At 41.4% G+C, this 16,451-nt stretch carries 11 protein-coding genes; 2 read left to right on the forward strand and 9 right to left on the reverse strand.

Translation table 11 applies throughout. The features are described from left to right. Positions 1 to 70 precede the first annotated feature (70 nt). From ACE1TH_RS17715 to ACE1TH_RS17750, 8 genes are all read right to left on the reverse strand, one after another. Positions 71 to 3,355 (reverse strand): MMPL family transporter, encoded by a 3,285-nt coding sequence (locus tag ACE1TH_RS17715; RefSeq protein ID WP_375079643.1) that lies wholly within the window; start codon positions 3,353 to 3,355, stop codon positions 71 to 73. A 151-nt stretch (positions 3,356 to 3,506) separates the two neighbouring features. Beyond that, positions 3,507 to 4,457 carry an ABC transporter substrate-binding protein gene (locus ACE1TH_RS17720; RefSeq protein ID WP_375079644.1) on the reverse strand — a complete coding sequence of 317 codons (951 nt, stop codon included), beginning with the start codon at positions 4,455 to 4,457 and terminating at the stop codon, positions 3,507 to 3,509. A 260-nt stretch (positions 4,458 to 4,717) separates the two neighbouring features. Then, positions 4,718 to 5,206: a tetratricopeptide repeat protein gene (locus ACE1TH_RS17725; RefSeq protein WP_375079645.1), complete on the reverse strand. Its 489-nt coding sequence runs from the start codon at positions 5,204 to 5,206 to the stop codon at positions 4,718 to 4,720. Positions 5,207 to 5,227: 21 nt separating this feature from the next. Further along, positions 5,228 to 6,235: a DUF2804 domain-containing protein gene (locus ACE1TH_RS17730; RefSeq protein ID WP_375079646.1), complete on the reverse strand. Its 1,008-nt coding sequence runs from the start codon at positions 6,233 to 6,235 to the stop codon at positions 5,228 to 5,230. Between the two features lie 127 nt (positions 6,236 to 6,362). Next, positions 6,363 to 9,002, reverse strand: a complete 2,640-nt coding sequence (locus tag ACE1TH_RS17735) for a glycosyl hydrolase (RefSeq protein ID WP_375079647.1) — start codon at positions 9,000 to 9,002, stop codon at positions 6,363 to 6,365. A gap of 381 nt (positions 9,003 to 9,383) precedes the next feature. Further along, on the reverse strand, positions 9,384 to 9,734 hold the full coding sequence (locus ACE1TH_RS17740) for a c-type cytochrome (protein ID WP_099304781.1): 351 nt from the start codon (positions 9,732 to 9,734) through the stop codon (positions 9,384 to 9,386). A gap of 118 nt (positions 9,735 to 9,852) precedes the next feature. Further along, a complete protein-coding gene (gene fbpA, locus ACE1TH_RS17745) occupies positions 9,853 to 9,993 on the reverse strand; it encodes a Fur-regulated basic protein FbpA (protein ID WP_176554459.1) in 141 nt (46 codons plus the stop codon). A gap of 165 nt (positions 9,994 to 10,158) precedes the next feature. After that, positions 10,159 to 10,734, reverse strand: coding sequence for a TetR/AcrR family transcriptional regulator (locus ACE1TH_RS17750; protein WP_099304785.1), 576 nt, complete (start codon positions 10,732 to 10,734; stop codon positions 10,159 to 10,161). A 109-nt stretch (positions 10,735 to 10,843) separates the two neighbouring features. Here ACE1TH_RS17750 and ACE1TH_RS17755 point away from each other — a divergent pair, with 109 nt between their 5' ends. Together ACE1TH_RS17755 and ACE1TH_RS17760 are read left to right on the forward strand one after the other, a co-directional pair. Further along, entirely contained in the window at positions 10,844 to 12,958 is a 2,115-nt protein-coding gene (locus tag ACE1TH_RS17755; RefSeq protein WP_375079648.1) for an efflux RND transporter permease subunit, read from the forward strand. Beyond that, positions 12,955 to 14,751, forward strand: coding sequence for a YhgE/Pip domain-containing protein (locus ACE1TH_RS17760; RefSeq protein WP_375079649.1), 1,797 nt, complete (start codon positions 12,955 to 12,957; stop codon positions 14,749 to 14,751). The genes ACE1TH_RS17755 and ACE1TH_RS17760 overlap by 4 nt, the downstream gene beginning before the upstream one ends. A 56-nt stretch (positions 14,752 to 14,807) precedes the next feature. On the opposite strand, the gene mqo is transcribed toward ACE1TH_RS17760, so the two are convergent. Next, a complete protein-coding gene (mqo, locus tag ACE1TH_RS17765) occupies positions 14,808 to 16,325 on the reverse strand; it encodes a malate dehydrogenase (quinone) (RefSeq protein ID WP_099304791.1) in 1,518 nt (505 codons plus the stop codon). Positions 16,326 to 16,451: the final 126 nt, after the last annotated feature.

Here is a 16,451-nt window from a genome sequence, read left to right on the forward strand (position 1 = left end):
TTGTTTACATAAAAGACCCCCCAACGTTTTCACTTTTACGCGTCTACTTTGGAGGGCTTTCTTTTACATACTATTGCTCTTCTCGCTTTTGATTTTCTACTTTGTTTTTAAATGGCCACCAATTTTTACTGCCGATCGCCGAACCAATCGCCGGAACAAATAAAGGAAGCAGGATGACGCAATAAAACAATAAGCCAATGACAACGAGCGTACTTACTTGCATAAGTGTCAACACGCCTGAAGCGAGCATTGACGCAAACGTTCCGCCTAAAATAAGCGCTGCTGATAGAACGGTTCCACCAATTTTCTTCATTCCTTCATGCATGGCAACTTTAAATCCGTGCCCTTCCTTTAACTCCTCATCAAAACGGGTTAAAAGAAAAATGGAGTAATCAACACCGAGTGCCATTAAGAGTACGAAACCAAAGAACGGTACCGGCCACATCAGTCCTTGATAATCCAATATGCCCGTAAATATAAATTCTGTTATCGCTGCTGCACTAAAGTACGTGGCAACAAGTGAAAACAATACATAAAGAGGCATAATAAGCGAGCGGAATAAAACAACAAGCGCAATAAAAATCCCCACAAGCATAATGGAAGCCGTTATAAGAAAATCTTGATTCGTAATATCTTGTAGGTCTCGGTTTTGTGCTGAGATCCCACTTACCAGTACAGTAGCATCCTCAAACGGTGTGTCTTTTAATGAAAACTTCGCGACGTCTTCAATCTCATTTACTGCATTAATCGCTTCTTGCTGGTACGGATCAACATGCAGCGTCACTTCAATCAGTGAAACCACCTTATTATCTGGCGTTGCATAATGCTCCCACAGTTGATCAAACTCTTCCTCTTGCAGCATATCTTCTGAAATAAAAATCCCTTCGAGCGGATGTGCAGGTTGATTCGCAATTTGATCGGTAAACGATTCTAAATCGGTTAGACCATTCCGAACGTCATCTACACCATCCTGCGCTTCACGAATGCCTGAGGAAAATTCATTCAGTGCATCTTCAAAGCTGTCCATGCCTGCTGCTAAATCACTCAATCCTGCCTGAACTTCACCTAATCCAGAACCAATTTCGTCGGCTCCTTCTCCTAACGTGCTGATTGCCGTCACAGCTTCTCCTAAGCCAGCTGCAAGCTCATTTGTCTGTGTTTGAATCGCACCAAGTTCTTCGTTAATCTCATTCGCAATTCCATCAGGAGAAGGAACGTCAATTTGATTAAGAGGCGTATCAAATGTGAGCAATTGCCGTAATTCGGTCAGTTCTGCAACCGCGCTTGCCAATTCACCTTCAATGGCAGCCCGCGTCTCTTCTACGTTGGTTACAAACGTAATTGCTTCTTGCAGTTGCCCTTGACCAGTTTGTAAACTTTCCTCCAACTGCTGCAGCAAGCCTGGAATCTCCGTATCTCCAGCCTCTGCCTCTGCTTGATCCCGTAACTCGTTTACGGTTTGCTCCCATGAATCTAGCTGCCCCCTCAACCCAACGTCAAAGACATTTGGGTCAAACGCCAATCCGGCAACAATCGTTTGTAGTTCTGCCAATTGCTGTTGCCGCTCATCAATGGATTGCAAAAGGGATGTTCTTAGCTCTTCGGCTTCATTTAAAGCTGTTTCAATCTCTTGCATATCCGGAAATTCATTTGCTAACCCTTGCACTTGTTCCTGATAAGTCGTTATCTCATTTGAAACAGTTAAAACGGCAGTTTGAGCCTCTGATAATTCTGTTCCTAATTCAGCTAATCCAGATTGGAGGGCCGCTGCACCATCTTGTGCATCACCAACACCGCTCTGCAAGTCAGTAATTCCTTGTCCAACTTGATCGAGTTCACGATCCGCTTCCTCAACGCCTTGTATTAAATCGTCGTGACCTTCCATCACTTCATCTAATCCATTAATCGCTTCACGAATCATGTCCGCTAGCTGATCGGCTTGTTCGGGAACTGTGAATAGATCGGTCCTTTCCCCTTCCGGTCTTGTCACCGTTCGAACCTGATCAACCTCTTCAATTTTTTCCAAGTTCAAAGCCATTAATTCTAAGTACGGCAGGGAGTTCGGGTTCGCCCATGTCTCTTCAGGTGTTTCAACAGCAAGTGTCGTAAAAAAGATTTCACCCTCACCGAATTTATCTGCAATTAAATCATACGCATAAATCGAATCGTAACTTTCATCAATCTCTTCTACGTTGTTAAACGAAACATCATTATCGTAGTAGAGCATGAGTGGCGTTACGATGAGAAAAACTAACAAAAGAGCATAGCCAGGCCGATAGATAGAGAAACGCCCCATCTTCCGCCAGAGCCAATTGTTTTCCCCATCATCTTTTGGCTTACTTGGCCAAAACATTTTTTGACCTAGCCCAGCCATAATACTTGGCAACAGTGCCCAAATTCCTAGCACAAGAACCAGAACGCCAACCGACACCCCCACCGCCGACTGGAAAATATTAAACTCCGCAAATATAATAGTCGCAAAACCAATAAAACCTGTGATGGCACCGTATAACACCGTTTTTGACGACGCTTTAAACGTAACAAGCATCGCTTCTTTTGAATCATTTTGAGAAATGAGTTCCTCTTGAAATCGTCTCATTAGTAAAATACAATAGTCCGTCCCGACACCAAATACGACCGCCATAATAAAAATTTGCGTATAAGACGAAATCGGAAAATCAAACCATTCGACGAGTATTGATACCGCCGATATGGAAAATACGTAGGCAGTTCCTAGTAATAATAACGGAAAAATTGGCGCTAGAGGGGAACGAAACACAATAAGTAAGACGACAAAAACAAGTGCAATCGTAATCCATTGAGAGACAGCTAACCCGTCTTGAATGCTCTGGTCCATATCCTCATTGATGACCGGCGCTCCTGTTTGGTAATGAGTGAGCTCATCAATTTGCATTTTTTCGTCAATCGCTGCTCGATACTCGCTATATTCTTCATCTTCTATATCGAGCTCGAGTAACACTAATACCAGCTCTTCATCGTCACTTAAAAGCTGATTTTCTTGCTGCTCCCCATCAAACGGGGATACTACATTATGTAAAGGAATATCGCCTGCATCTTCTTCGATATCATGAACGACTTCTTCAATTTGATTGTACTGATCCTCTGTTAATCCATCCTCTTCGTAATAGGCAACAATTACTTGCTGTCCTTGAAACCCTCCATCTTCTTGAATTAACGCTTCATAGCGTTCCGTCGGATAATGATCCGGAATCTCGATCTGCCCTTTTTCACTAACTAATCGATCTAAATCAGGTGAAAACAGCAACAACAAAACAGTTGCCGCAACCCATAAGATTGGTGCAGCGATTAATATCGGCTTACTCGACCATCTCACCTCTATCGCCTTCCTCTCAAAAAATTCCTTTACCCCGTGATGAAGCACTCCTTACTATACCCGAATCTCTATCTTTTCATCAGATTATCGACATTTTTCATCTTTAATTTGCACACAAAAAAAGAGTAGGTACTCCACCTACTCTCACTTTCTACTCGCCTTCAATAATGGCGTTATATACAGAATCAATGGTTTGCATATTTGCTTGATAACCGTTGTAGAGCCAGCTACTGCTGCCATCACGATTATAAAGATTCCCTTGCTCTACTGCAGGAATCGTTGACCACACTGACTCTGATTCTAATTTTTCGATCGTTTCTGGGTCACTGTCAATTAAAAACAAATACTCTGCATCAAGCTCTGCAATCGCTTCTAGCGAAACAGGATTCCAATGGGCACCCACGTCTTCTGGCAACTCATCAATCAAATTGGCAGGCGTCAATTCGAGATCTTCAAATAACACCGCACCGCTTGCCACATCAGGTGCAACAACGTAATACTTACCACCAATCACCCATAGCGCAGCTACTTTACTATCCCCAATTTCGTCTTGGAGCTGTGCTTTTACATCTTCAACATGTGCATCGTACTCATCAATCGCACGATTTGCCTCGTCTTCTTTTTGAAGAACTTCTCCCATAAGCGATAACGTTGCGCGCCAATCATCTTTTGTTTCCCCATCTATGACGTACGTAGGAGCAATTTTATTGTATTGATCATAGCTTCCACCAGCCAAAGAATCTTCACCTGATGCAAAAATAAAGTCAGGCTCCGCCTCCATGATTGCCTCCAATGGCAACGTAGAATCAATTGGTTCAACGCCCTCTAAATGGTCTTCTAAGTAATCTTGCGTGCTGGATCTACTTGCAACTGACCATTGACGTATTGGGGTTACCCCAAGTGTAACGAGAGGGTCCTCTAGATAAGAAGCAATAATACGTTGTGGATTTGCTGGAACCGTGACTTCATTTCCTAGTTTATCCGTTACTGATATCGGCTCTTGTTCCTCCTCCACTTCATGATTAGCTGACTCATCCGTCCCATTTGAACATGCAGCCAACATCGCTAAACCAACTGTAGAAAGCATCATCATCCGTTTCATATCGTTGTTCCCCTCACTATATGTACTACCTGCTATAATATTGATAATGATTATCATTGTCAATATTATTTTTAGATTATTTTATTATCAATGCAAAAAAAACACCCGTCTTTTCCAAAAACGAGTGTTACTTATGTTTACTAATTGCGTCTCTTAAACAAAAGGAATCGCGTCTATCTTTAATTCATGTTCTCGCAACGCTTGCTTTTTTTCTTTTGATCAATCGAATTGAATGAACAGAACGGCCCTAATCATTTTGTTTAATCCCACACGTCATTCAAGCGACCTGAGTAAAACGAAATTGCTTTTTGGTATGCTAAAATCTCTTCATCCTTTGTCGTTTCCGTTAAACACGTTAATAGCAACGCCATCGCTTGCTCATATTCCTTAAGATTATAAAGCGTCATTGCATAAAACACTTTTAACGCATAATGTGTTGGAAATTTAGCCAAACCTGCTTCAAACGTCGCTTTTGACTCTTCATACATGCCCAACGTCCGGTATGTACTACCAAGACCTAAATAAGCTCCTTTTAAATCTTCATCAGCTAATCCCAATTTTATCGCTTTTTCATAGTAAGGGTATGCTTCTTTTTCTTTGCCCTGTGAATCACAAGTCGATGCAAGCAAATAGTTAAGATCGGCATCGTCGGGATTTTCTTTTAACCAACTGTGAAGTTCTTCATAAGCGCGATTGTATTCGGCATTCGCTAACCAATATTCAACTTGTTCTTTCTGTTGTTTAGTCACCTTTGTCCATCCCCCTCACTGTCACCACTTTGCCACGTGGTCTTCTGCCCAACCAAATAAACGCTCTAACCGTATGATTTCACCCGTTCCAAGTAAAATTTCTCCTGAATAATAGCCAAACAGCTGATGAACAGAAGATTGAATGATGAACGCATTGGTTTCTGCCTTTCGTTCAAAAATTGGTTCAAACGTGAGATCAACGTGCGCAGCTTTGATCTCCCATTTCTTCAGATAATCAGTCCGATCATAGAACCACTCAACATCATCATCGATTTTATATAACCTTCCATCAACGATGACACCATTTTCATTCTGACCTGTACCGTCCGTCCATTGCCCACCTAAATTAATGCCAACTTGCTTTTTATTTACCATTCCTGATGCGGAACCCCAATTCCATTTTGAACGATATTTCCAAACCCCTCTTCCAAAATCTAGACACGCAAACCCATCGCCTTGAGCCAATGTATACCGTTGCTCTGCCCATAGAATGTCACCTGTTGCCTGCAGAGCAGGTTGCTTTGATGTAAATTGAAAGTGCCGACTACTCCATGGAATCACTACGTTTAATGATTCCATATCTAGATCACGTTCAATCACGATGGTAGCTTTTAAAGAACCTTTTGCACCAAATGACGGACAGGTTACCTCAATCCTCGTCTTCTCCGTAGATTCAATAAAGGCAAGCGTCATGTTACGACTTGAATACGTAATCGTTTCCCTTACACGTTGTGGCATGTGAACACCTTTGCCAAAAGGGATTAGTAGCGTCTCCTCATGAAAATCATGTGTGTGACGGTCAAAGATATAGACAAAAAGAACCGCTGCATAATCGATATGAGAAATGGTTGCTGAAAATAGTAGTTCGCTACTCGTTACGCACCAGTAGTTCCACATTTTCTTTCTGAGAAAACGACCACTAATGTTGCTAATAAGATCATCTTTAGCAGACCAGCCAATACTCCATTCATTTAATTGCCCATTTTCATTTACTAGCGTATTTGTAAATAACTTGTTTATATTGCTCATCTTACCCACCCTTTTATAATGCTTCCCTCTATATTAATGTAAAAATTCAAACAACTCAATTAATAATGAAAATGTTTCACGAGAAAAAAAAGCCTCTACCTTAAAAGTAGAAGCTTTCCTCAACACATCACGGATAACTAAACCATTCCGTTTCGTATTGTGGTCCATTTTTCTCATACGTGAAGCGGAAGGAAAGAGACTTATTTTCCACGTCTGGGATCATTAAGAACCACCTGCCCTCTTCTTGTTGCATCCGCACATTTTCTTGACTTCCATCATCTAAGCGATAATGTAGATCTACATATCGCGCAGGCGTATTTGGTGTAAACGTAAGGACCCGATCCGCCTCGTTTTCATCAACCGTTACGGTAAAATCATCTCGCTCGATTACTTTCCCGTCATCACCAGGTTGCTCCGGTTCTTCTGGAGGGGTTGTCGGTGGCGGTCCGTTCCCACCTTGACTAACGTAATAACTATTCCCTTCCACAGTCGCCTCGTGTCCATCTGAAAACATGATTGAGCGAGGGTCACTGTCATAATTGTAGGCAACGTAGACGCTCTCACCGTTTTGATCAAACACAGCGTACGTTGGAATATTTGCCGTAATGTCAGGATTCACTTGTCCGAGCGATGCTAGACTTGTAATCCATTGATACGTCTGGGCTTTTGTACTTCCACGTTCAATAATGGTTTCGTCTCCTGGGTCGAACTCCGTATAATCGTCAATCCTTTGCTCCATTTGCGTCTGCGCATCGCCTGGATCGGTTAATGCGCGGTAGCTCCAGACCATATTGGACCACCAATTCCATTCCTCTGATCCATTTGTTTCTTTCAATGCTTGATAGGCATTCTCTACATAGTCAGGATGATGCCCTAAATAGAGGGCTCCTCCATGTATCGGGAGCCAGTTGATCGCATACTTCTCTACTGCTCCTGAATTCCACCACGTCGCATGATCCATTTTTCCGCCCCAGTTAATCGTCACTATTTCAGGTTCGTATTCTGGAGGATGAATCTCATCGTGTACATCAAAAAAATACTCGTTTATGGCGCTCATCTCTGTTGTATATAAATAAATCGCTCGATCTAACAGTTCTTGATCATCGGTCGCTTCTGCCCACAAAATTAAATTTGTCCACGCATGCATGGCTTCTGAAGAGGACTCTTGATTGTTCCCTGAATCAAATGTGGCTAGTCCATCTGCCCATGAATGCCCCGAGTATGGATCAAACATTCGTAAATATGGATACATCGGGTCATCTCGACCGGCAGCGAAGTCTCGAATGAGTTCATTAACCATTCCACCCCATTCATCATTCTGCGCCCAATCTGGATTTACCCTCGCTACCTCTGCCGCAGCTTTAACAAAATACCCATAGTGAAAATGATGATCATTGATCCTGACAGCTGACCCATGTGCCGCATGATAGCCAAGTAAGGTGCCCCAGTTTTGATTATAGTAAAAAAGATTTTCTCCTTTTATGGCGTTGCTTTCGTCCGTCGCCTGCAGCCAATCTTCAAGATGTTGTTGCAGTTCCGCTCTAAAGTCATCACCCAATGCCTGTTCACCTAGCTGATCGGCAATCGGCGCTAAATTCGAGAGTTTGCCTAAGTATTTTCCAAGTTCGTACGTATCTTGCCCTGTTGGATAGTCATCTTGCGCTTCATGTAAGTATCCGCTTAGACGTTCTGCATCAACCCCTGCATTAGGTAAGCTAGGGAGCACACCTGTATAGGTAAGGTTCGTTTCAAACTGCTCACCTTGCACAAGCTTCATATCGCCTCGAATCGTAAAAAGATCCATTCCTTCAATGACGTTCCCAGCTGATAAATGACGATATTGGTGCGGGTATAAGGCAAACAGGGTACCATTCCCTGACTCACCACTGATCTCTTCTGTTTCCGCTGAATATGTTGTTATAACATCATTGGTTTCGTGATTCACTTCATAATCCGCTCGCGTTTCACGCACGACTGAATACGCATGTTCACCGAAAAGTGCTAACGTCTCTGCACGTGTATCTGGCAATTTGGCTACACTAATAAATTCTGAGGGATTTTCCCATGTTTGCCCGTTTAACGTCCAGTTTGACCCTTCAGGAGCAAACGCAGCGTAATGCTTGTTATCATGTGTGGAAAAACCAATCACATGCCCTTGTTCTGCCCATATTTGAGGGTTTTGCGGAAAATTAATGACAGCATGTCCACCTGTATATTCTGCATATATATAAGGAATGCCGACACCATATGTAAGCGCTAAGGACGATGAATCGTTTTCCGCTAAGGATCGCACATGCCAGTCACCGTAATCATCGACTTTCGCGTCATTAAAGTTATTTTCATTGGAATGGCCAATTGTAAAATCCGTTGAAATGGCACCAACAATATGCCATGTACCAGCCTCACTGTTTTCGTGAACGACAACATTATGAGGAGCATCATAAAATACGTTTAGCCCTTTTTCATTTTGCCTCACACTAAAAGGATGCGCATAATGATTGTTGGCGTATGGATCAACAGCTAATGAGCTCCACCACCTATTGGTGGGCATTGGCCCATCTACATTAGAGGTTCGGAAAATTGTTTCCGGTGGCTCCTTTTGTTGATCTGCATAACCAGGATCACCAATGGAATCAAAATCAATCGGCGGATATTGTAAAGAATAACTGCCTTTCCCCACATCTTTTACCCCTTGATTTGCAAAACTTGATTGAAACGGAAAAAATACAATAAGTGCTAAAACGAATAAAAACCATCTTTTTTTCATTCTAATGCCTCCTCATTAATTTTTGTTTCATATCTTCTCTTGCACATGCATACATTTAACTTGACCCCCTTGAATCACTTCCCCTACTTTACTTAGGTTTTTGTACTGAATCCATCGAAAGACGTCGATAAGCAACTGGGAAACGAATAATTTTTTTTGAGACAGATTTAGCGACACAATCAGCTTAATTTATTCAACTTTTTCTCTCAGATTTCTAACTCCGACACTCATCTCCAGGATCAATTTACAAAACAACCGTATATTTTCTTTTTTTGCTTGGAAAAAAAAGCAATGCGAAGAAAAACGGTCTTCAAAATTTGTCAAAAACCCTTTAAACATTAAAAAAACTACCCAAAATGTTTGAGTAGTTTCCTTCATATCTTATTGATCTGCCAACCACATAGACAAATTATCTACTTCATCTTCTTCTAAATGGGATTGTGCAGGCATCGAACCTTGTCCATTTAAAATAATTTCTCTAATTTCATCCGGAGCCAAGTTATTATTCGCAAGAGCTGGACCAGATCCACCCTCGTCTAAACCAGCATGGCATTGGATACAACTCTGCTGATACGTTTGTTCTGCTTGGGCCACATCATAATCACCCATTTCCGAACTTTCCTCGCCACCGTTTCCATTATCAGTTTCCGGTGCCTCTGCATCATCTCCATCGCCACCACCACAAGCTGTTAAAAATAACGTTAATCCGGCCAAAACCATCCACTTTTTCATAGGTAATCTCCTTAATGAAACGAATTTTCTTTTCGTACTACTGCTAAAAATCAGCTAGTATCTTTATTGTTAACCGTTTCAAGAGAAAATTAACCCACTTTTTTATGGATTCCTTGATTTATTTTTCTTTTTCTTCCATTAAACGCAAGAAAGCATCCTCCACTTCTGCATACGACAATTCATATAAGTGAGTATTTTTATATTTATAAACACCAGCTTTTAACAGCTTTTCAATCATTCTATCTTGTCGCTTCTTCATTCGCTCCTCTTCTCTTACCATTTCATCACCTGTTCTACCCTTGTTGTCGTTTCATCATACCATATCGTTGAGTAAATTAAATAATTTTTACCGGATTAGTAGGAATTGATTATTTGCTGTAATTGGACGTGCCTAACTGACAAATTAAACACCTAACTCCCACATTCAATCACCCTTTCGAAAGCCAGATAACCCATAGTTAATAAACTGGTGGATGAGTAAGGCCATTTCTTGAGGCGATTCTTTCTTCCCGTTCGCAAGCCAGCTTTCAATCGCATCTACACCTCCACTTACAACGAGCAACGGAATATACTCAGATAGTTCATCTCCTAACTGATGTTCTTCCATCCATTTATTCATAATGAAGTTTTGAATAATCTTTGTGACTCGCTTTCGAAAAGAGGTGTCCCCATTCTTACTTAAAAGAATTTGGCACAGTTCACTTCTCTCCGCCACATACTCTAGAATCTTCGTTGACATTTGCAGAACTTCGTCTTGTTTTTGAAAATTATATTTATTGAGCGTTTCGTACATATCGTCAAACACTTCTTTTCCAATCTTGTCTAACAAATCATAAGGATCAACATAATGGCTATAAAAAGTTGACCGATTAATGTTAGCTTTTTCACATAGTTCTTTAACGGTTACAGAAGAAATTGGTTTTCCTTTTAACAGTTCCATTAACGCTTCTTTTAGCACCATTCGTGTGAATTGTTTTCGGCGATCAAGCTTCTCAGACAACGTGTTCACAACCTTTTCATAATTTTATCCGACATAAATATTGATTGTGTTGTTCAGCTAACAGATCTTCTCCAACTGTCTGTTGTATGGACAACACCGTGTAGATATAATGTTAAAAGAAATGAAGATGAAGTCAATAGGGTGGGGAATGGAATTGCTTGTCGATCGAATTATTAAACATAAAAAGGCTGTTGTCATTATTTTTGCTGCATTAACAATGATCTCTGTTGTTGCGCAATTTTTTGTTTCAACGAATTATAATATGACCGATTATTTGCCGGACGAGGCCCCTTCTACTGAAGGATTAGATGTGATGGAAAACGAATTTACTGCCTCGATCCCAAATACGAATGTCATGGTACAAGATGTAACCATTCAAGAGGCATTGTCCTATAAAGAAGCATTTGAAGAGATTGACGGTGTGGAGGATGTCCTCTGGCTAGATGACATGATGGATCTGCAAGTGCCGTTAGAGATGGTCGATGACAGTATGCTTGAATCCTACTACAAAGATGGGGATGCTTTATTTTCGCTAACGATTACGACCGGTGAAGAAGTCGAAGCGACAGACGCGCTTTACGAAGTTATTGGGGATGAAAATGCGATCTCAGGTGAAGCAGTCAACAACGCAACATCACAAAACATGGCTGTCACAGAAACGATCTATGCAGCGGCATTACTCGTACCTGTCATCATCATTATTTTGGTGCTTTCCACAAATTCATGGGCAGAACCTTTATTTTTTCTTACTGCAATTGGTGTTTCTGTGTTAATTAACCTTGGTTCAAATATTTTCTTAGGGGAAATTTCGTTTGTCACCCAATCCGTCGCTCCTATTTTACAATTGGCCGTCTCTCTGGATTATGCCATCTTCTTGCTACATAGTTTTAACGATGAACTAGCCAAGGGGAAAAAACCAGAACAGGCGATGGCTGCAGCGATGAGAAATTCATTCCCTGTTATTTTTGTTAGCGCCGTTACAACGTTCTTCGGTTTCATGGCTCTTATGTTTATGGACTTTGAAATTGGTGCTGACTTAGGTCTTAACTTAGTGAAGGGAATTGTATTTAGCTTTATATCTGTCGTTGTCTTTTTACCTGCACTCACGCTCTTACTCTATAAATGGATTGAAAAAACACGCCATAAGTCGATTGTGCCTAGCTTTAAAGGAATTGGAGCGAAGATCTTAAAATTACGCTACCCTGCGCTTATTCTTGTGTCACTATTGATCGTGCCAAGTTTTATTGCTCAAGGAAGTACGTCCTTTATCTATGGATTAGGGGACTTACCTGATACAACCCGAGCTGGCGCAGATGCTGCACTTATTGAAGAAACGTTTGGTGAGTCCACTCCGATTGTTGTACTTGTTCCAAATGATGATATTGCAAAAGAAGAAGAACTCGTGAATCAATTAGAAGAACTCGATTACGTTGATTCAGTTATGGCTTATGCCAATGTCGTTGGAACAGGTATTCCAGCTGAGTTCCTCGATGATTCGGTTATAAGCGAATTTCAATCCGAAAACTACAGTCGCATTATGGTCTCAACCGATGCTGGTGTAGAAGGAGATGTTCCGTTTGGTTTAGTGGAAGACGTGCGTGAATTAAGCGAGTCTTACTATGGTGACGATGCTTATACATTAGGGGAAAGTGTCACGCTTTATGATATGAAGGAAACCGTCACAGTCGATAATCAGGTTGTCAATACGATTACGATTGTCACCATTGCGATTGTCCTGATGATTACGTTTCGTTCAATTTCAATCCCTATAATTTTGCTTGTGACGATTCAATCGGCTGTTTGGATAAACTTAGCCATTCCATACATCACCAATGACCCACTTGTATTTGTCGGCTACTTGGTGGTAAGTACCGTTCAGCTTGCTGCAACGATTGATTACGGCATTCTCCTGATGGAAACGTATAAACACCATCGTCAACGCATGCCGGCGTTTCCAGCGATGAAGCAAGCATTAGATGAGAAATTCTTTTCCATCATTATTTCCGCAGCGATTCTATCAAGTGTTGGGTTAATTTTATGGATTACGTCGTCCAATCCAACGGTTTCATCAATTGGACTCTTACTCGGCCGTGGAGCATTGCTCGCCTTTGTTCTCGTCGTCGTATTCTTGCCGGCACTGTTACTAGTTGGAGATAAACTTGTTAAAAAAACAACGTACAAACCAAATTTTTATGAAGATAACAAGGAGGAGACCGATCGATGAAGAAACGATGGACCATTGGCGCTGCTGTATGTGTACTTATGCTGACACCTCTTTCTTACGCGGCCGCTGAAACAGAAGGAACGATTGAAAGCAAAGATGAAGTCATTTATGCGAACTTATTTGCACAAGGGGACATTGAAGAGCTTTATATCGTCAATGCCTTGACGGTTTCAGAAGACGGAGCCATCTCTGATTTTGGTCACTATGACAGCATCACAAATTTAACCGATCTTTCAACGATCGAACAAAAGGGTGACGAAGTAAAACTAGAAGCATCTACAGGCACGTTTCACTATCAAGGAAACATTCAAGACAATCCTGAACTGCCTTGGAACTTTGATATTCGCTACATTCTTGACGGAGACGTCGTTGAACCTGAAGACGTTATTGGTCAAGACGGATCATTTGAACTAGAGATTGATGTCACACAGAATGAAGACGGAAATGAGCGTTTTTTTGAAAATTATCTTCTTCAAGTATCTGTTCCTTTAAACAGTGAAGCGTTTAAAGACGTTGATGCTCCTGATGCCACAGTTGCAAATGCAGGAAAAAATAAACAGTTGGCTTTCACGGTCATGCCTGAAGAGGAAGCAGAATTACGTATTTCTGCAGAAGCAACAGACATAGAACTTGATGGCATAGAGATTTCGGCATTACCGTCGTCCTTTGCCGTTGATATGCCTGATACAGACGAACTTACCGGTGAATTCGATTCCTTAACAGGAGCAATTGGTGACCTAGCAAATGGAGTAGGTGAATTAAAAACAGGCATTGACGGCTTGTCTGGCGGGTTAAATGAATTAGGGACTGGTTCCGCTCAGTTTCAAACAGGCTTAGGTGAGCTGTCCTCAAATGGAGATGAGCTCGTGACATCCTCCAGTCAAATACAAACTGGACTCAATGAATTAAACAATGCCTTAAGTCAGTCTGATTTAAATACAGATATGGATCTATCGGTTGGTTCTGAATTAACAGATGGCATTGATCAACTTGTCACAGGGTTAGACGAACTGTCAGGAGGCTTGACTGAGTTAGGCACGCATCATGAACAAGGCTATCTCGCACTAGAAGAAGCTGTTGACGCGATTCCTGAGGCAACGTTATCAGAAGAAGACATCGCAAACCTATATGCAACGACTGAAGACACGGAGACGCTCGATGCATTAGTTTCATCATACACAGCCGCCCAAACGGTTAAAGGCACATTTGAAGGTGTGAAGGAAGCCTTTACCTCTGTAAAACCTGTACTAAATGAAATGAGTACATCGACTTCAGAAATGGGAAATGGCTTGAGCGAACTATCCAATTCCTTATCCTCCCTCGAAGATTCGTTTGACTTTGATAGTGGCTTAGACGAATTAACGACTGGTATTGCTGAGCTTGCAAGCCAGTATGGACAATTCCATGAAGGGTTAAATTCCTATACATCAGGTGTTTCCACAGTAGCTTCTGAGTATAATCAAATTCAAAACGGCATTGAAGAGTCAGCAGCCGGTTCCTCTGAACTTGCAAATGGCGGTGCATCGCTTCATTCAGGTATCAATGAACTTCATGATGCAACAGCAGAAATACCAGAACAAATGCAGCAGGAGATTGATGAGATGATCTCGCAATATGACAAGTCGGATTTCGAACCCGTTTCCTTTGTTCACGAAAACAACGATGACCTCGTTGAAAATGTACAGTTTGTCATTCAGACTGAACCGTTAACGAAAGACGATCCCACGCAAGAAGTAGAAGAGGAAGAAGAACTTAGCATCTGGCAACGCTTCTTAAATCTATTCCGCTCATAAAAAAAACGCCCTCTCCGTAACTACTCTTAAAGAGTTACGTTGGAGGGCGTTTTCTTTTATGCTAAATGCTCTTCTGTCTGTACATACGTCTCTTCAAGCTGAAGCGCTCTAGCTGTTGATGTTTGAATTTCTTTTAAAAGCGCTGGATGGCTCATTAATAGCTTTCCATAAGATGGCACCATCTCTTTAATTTTTGGCTCCCACCCATCAATTTCATTCGGGAAGCATTTTCCTAAGATTTCTAACATGACGTGAACGGCAGTGGATGCACCAGGAGAAGCGCCTAGTAATGCCGCTACAGATCCATCTTCAGCAGTAACCACTTCCGTACCGAACTGCAACGTTCCTCTTCCACCTGCTTCTGTATCTTTAATGACCTGAACCCGTTGACCAGCTACAACCATTTCCCAGTCTTCACTTTTCGCATTTGGAATAAATTCTTTTAAATCATCCATACGCTTTTCATTGGATAACATCACTTGTTGAATTAAATAGCGGGTCAAGCCCATTTCTTTAAAGCCTGCGCCAAGCATCGTAAATAAGTTATTCGGCTTTACAGAGCCAATTAAATCAAAATAAGAACCCGTTTTAAGAAACTTTGGTGAAAATCCTGCAAACGGACCAAATAGTAATGATTTCTTATTATTAATGTATCGTGTATCTAAATGTGGAACAGACATTGGCGGTGCGCCAACTTTTGCTTTACCATAAACTTTCGCATGATGTTGCTCCACCACTTCTGGGTTATTACAAACAAGAAACAGTCCGCTTACCGGGAAGCCGCCAATTCTGCGCGATTCCGGGATGCCTGTTTTTTGTAAAAGCGGTAAACTCCCTCCGCCAGCACCGATAAACACAAATTTGGCCGAGTGATTCTCCGTTTCACCCGTCTGCACATTTTGGACTTTTAATTTCCAAGACCCGTCAGAGGCTTTCTTAATATCTCTTACAGCGTGTTCATAACGTACATCGACATTTTCCTGCTCTAAATGATCAAATAAAATCCTTGTTAATGACCCAAAGTTAACGTCTGTTCCAGTATCAATCTTCGTAGCCGCAACTGGTTCATCCTCGTCTTTGCGGCCTTCCATCACAAGCGGCATCCACTCTTTTAACACATCTGGATCATCACTAAACTCCATTCCTTCAAAAAGAGGGTTGTCTGATAACGCTTCCATACGCTTTTTTAAAAAGATGCCATTCTTTTCTCCTTGAACCATACTGATGTGAGGAATTGGCATGATAAAATCTCTCGGGTTTTCAATTAGCTTTTTTCTTACAAGATAGGACCAAAATTGACGTGACAGTTGAAAGTGTTCATTGACCTTAACAGCTTTACTGATATCGAGTGTTCCGTCTGGTTTTTCCGACGTATAGTTTAATTCACACAGTGCTGCATGACCTGTACCTGCGTTATTCCATTCATTCGAGCTTTCTTCTCCTGCACTTTTCAACTTTTCGAAAACGGTTACTTTCCAGTCTGGTGCTAACTCTTTTAATAACGTGCCTAGCGTCGCGCTCATCACTCCAGCGCCAATTAAAATAACGTCTGACTTAGTTTCTCTATAGCTCATTTCGCTCATCCTTATGTCCATTAGTCTTTAGAAAAACCTCTATTATCTAATAATAAACCATTTGAGCCAGATAAAAAAGGTGTGAAGGAAGTAAATTGCGTATTTTTCTTCATAAATCCCGAAATA

This window comes from Shouchella sp. JSM 1781072, assembly GCF_041949915.1.
Classification (GTDB): domain Bacteria; phylum Bacillota; class Bacilli; order Bacillales; family Bacillaceae_D; genus Shouchella.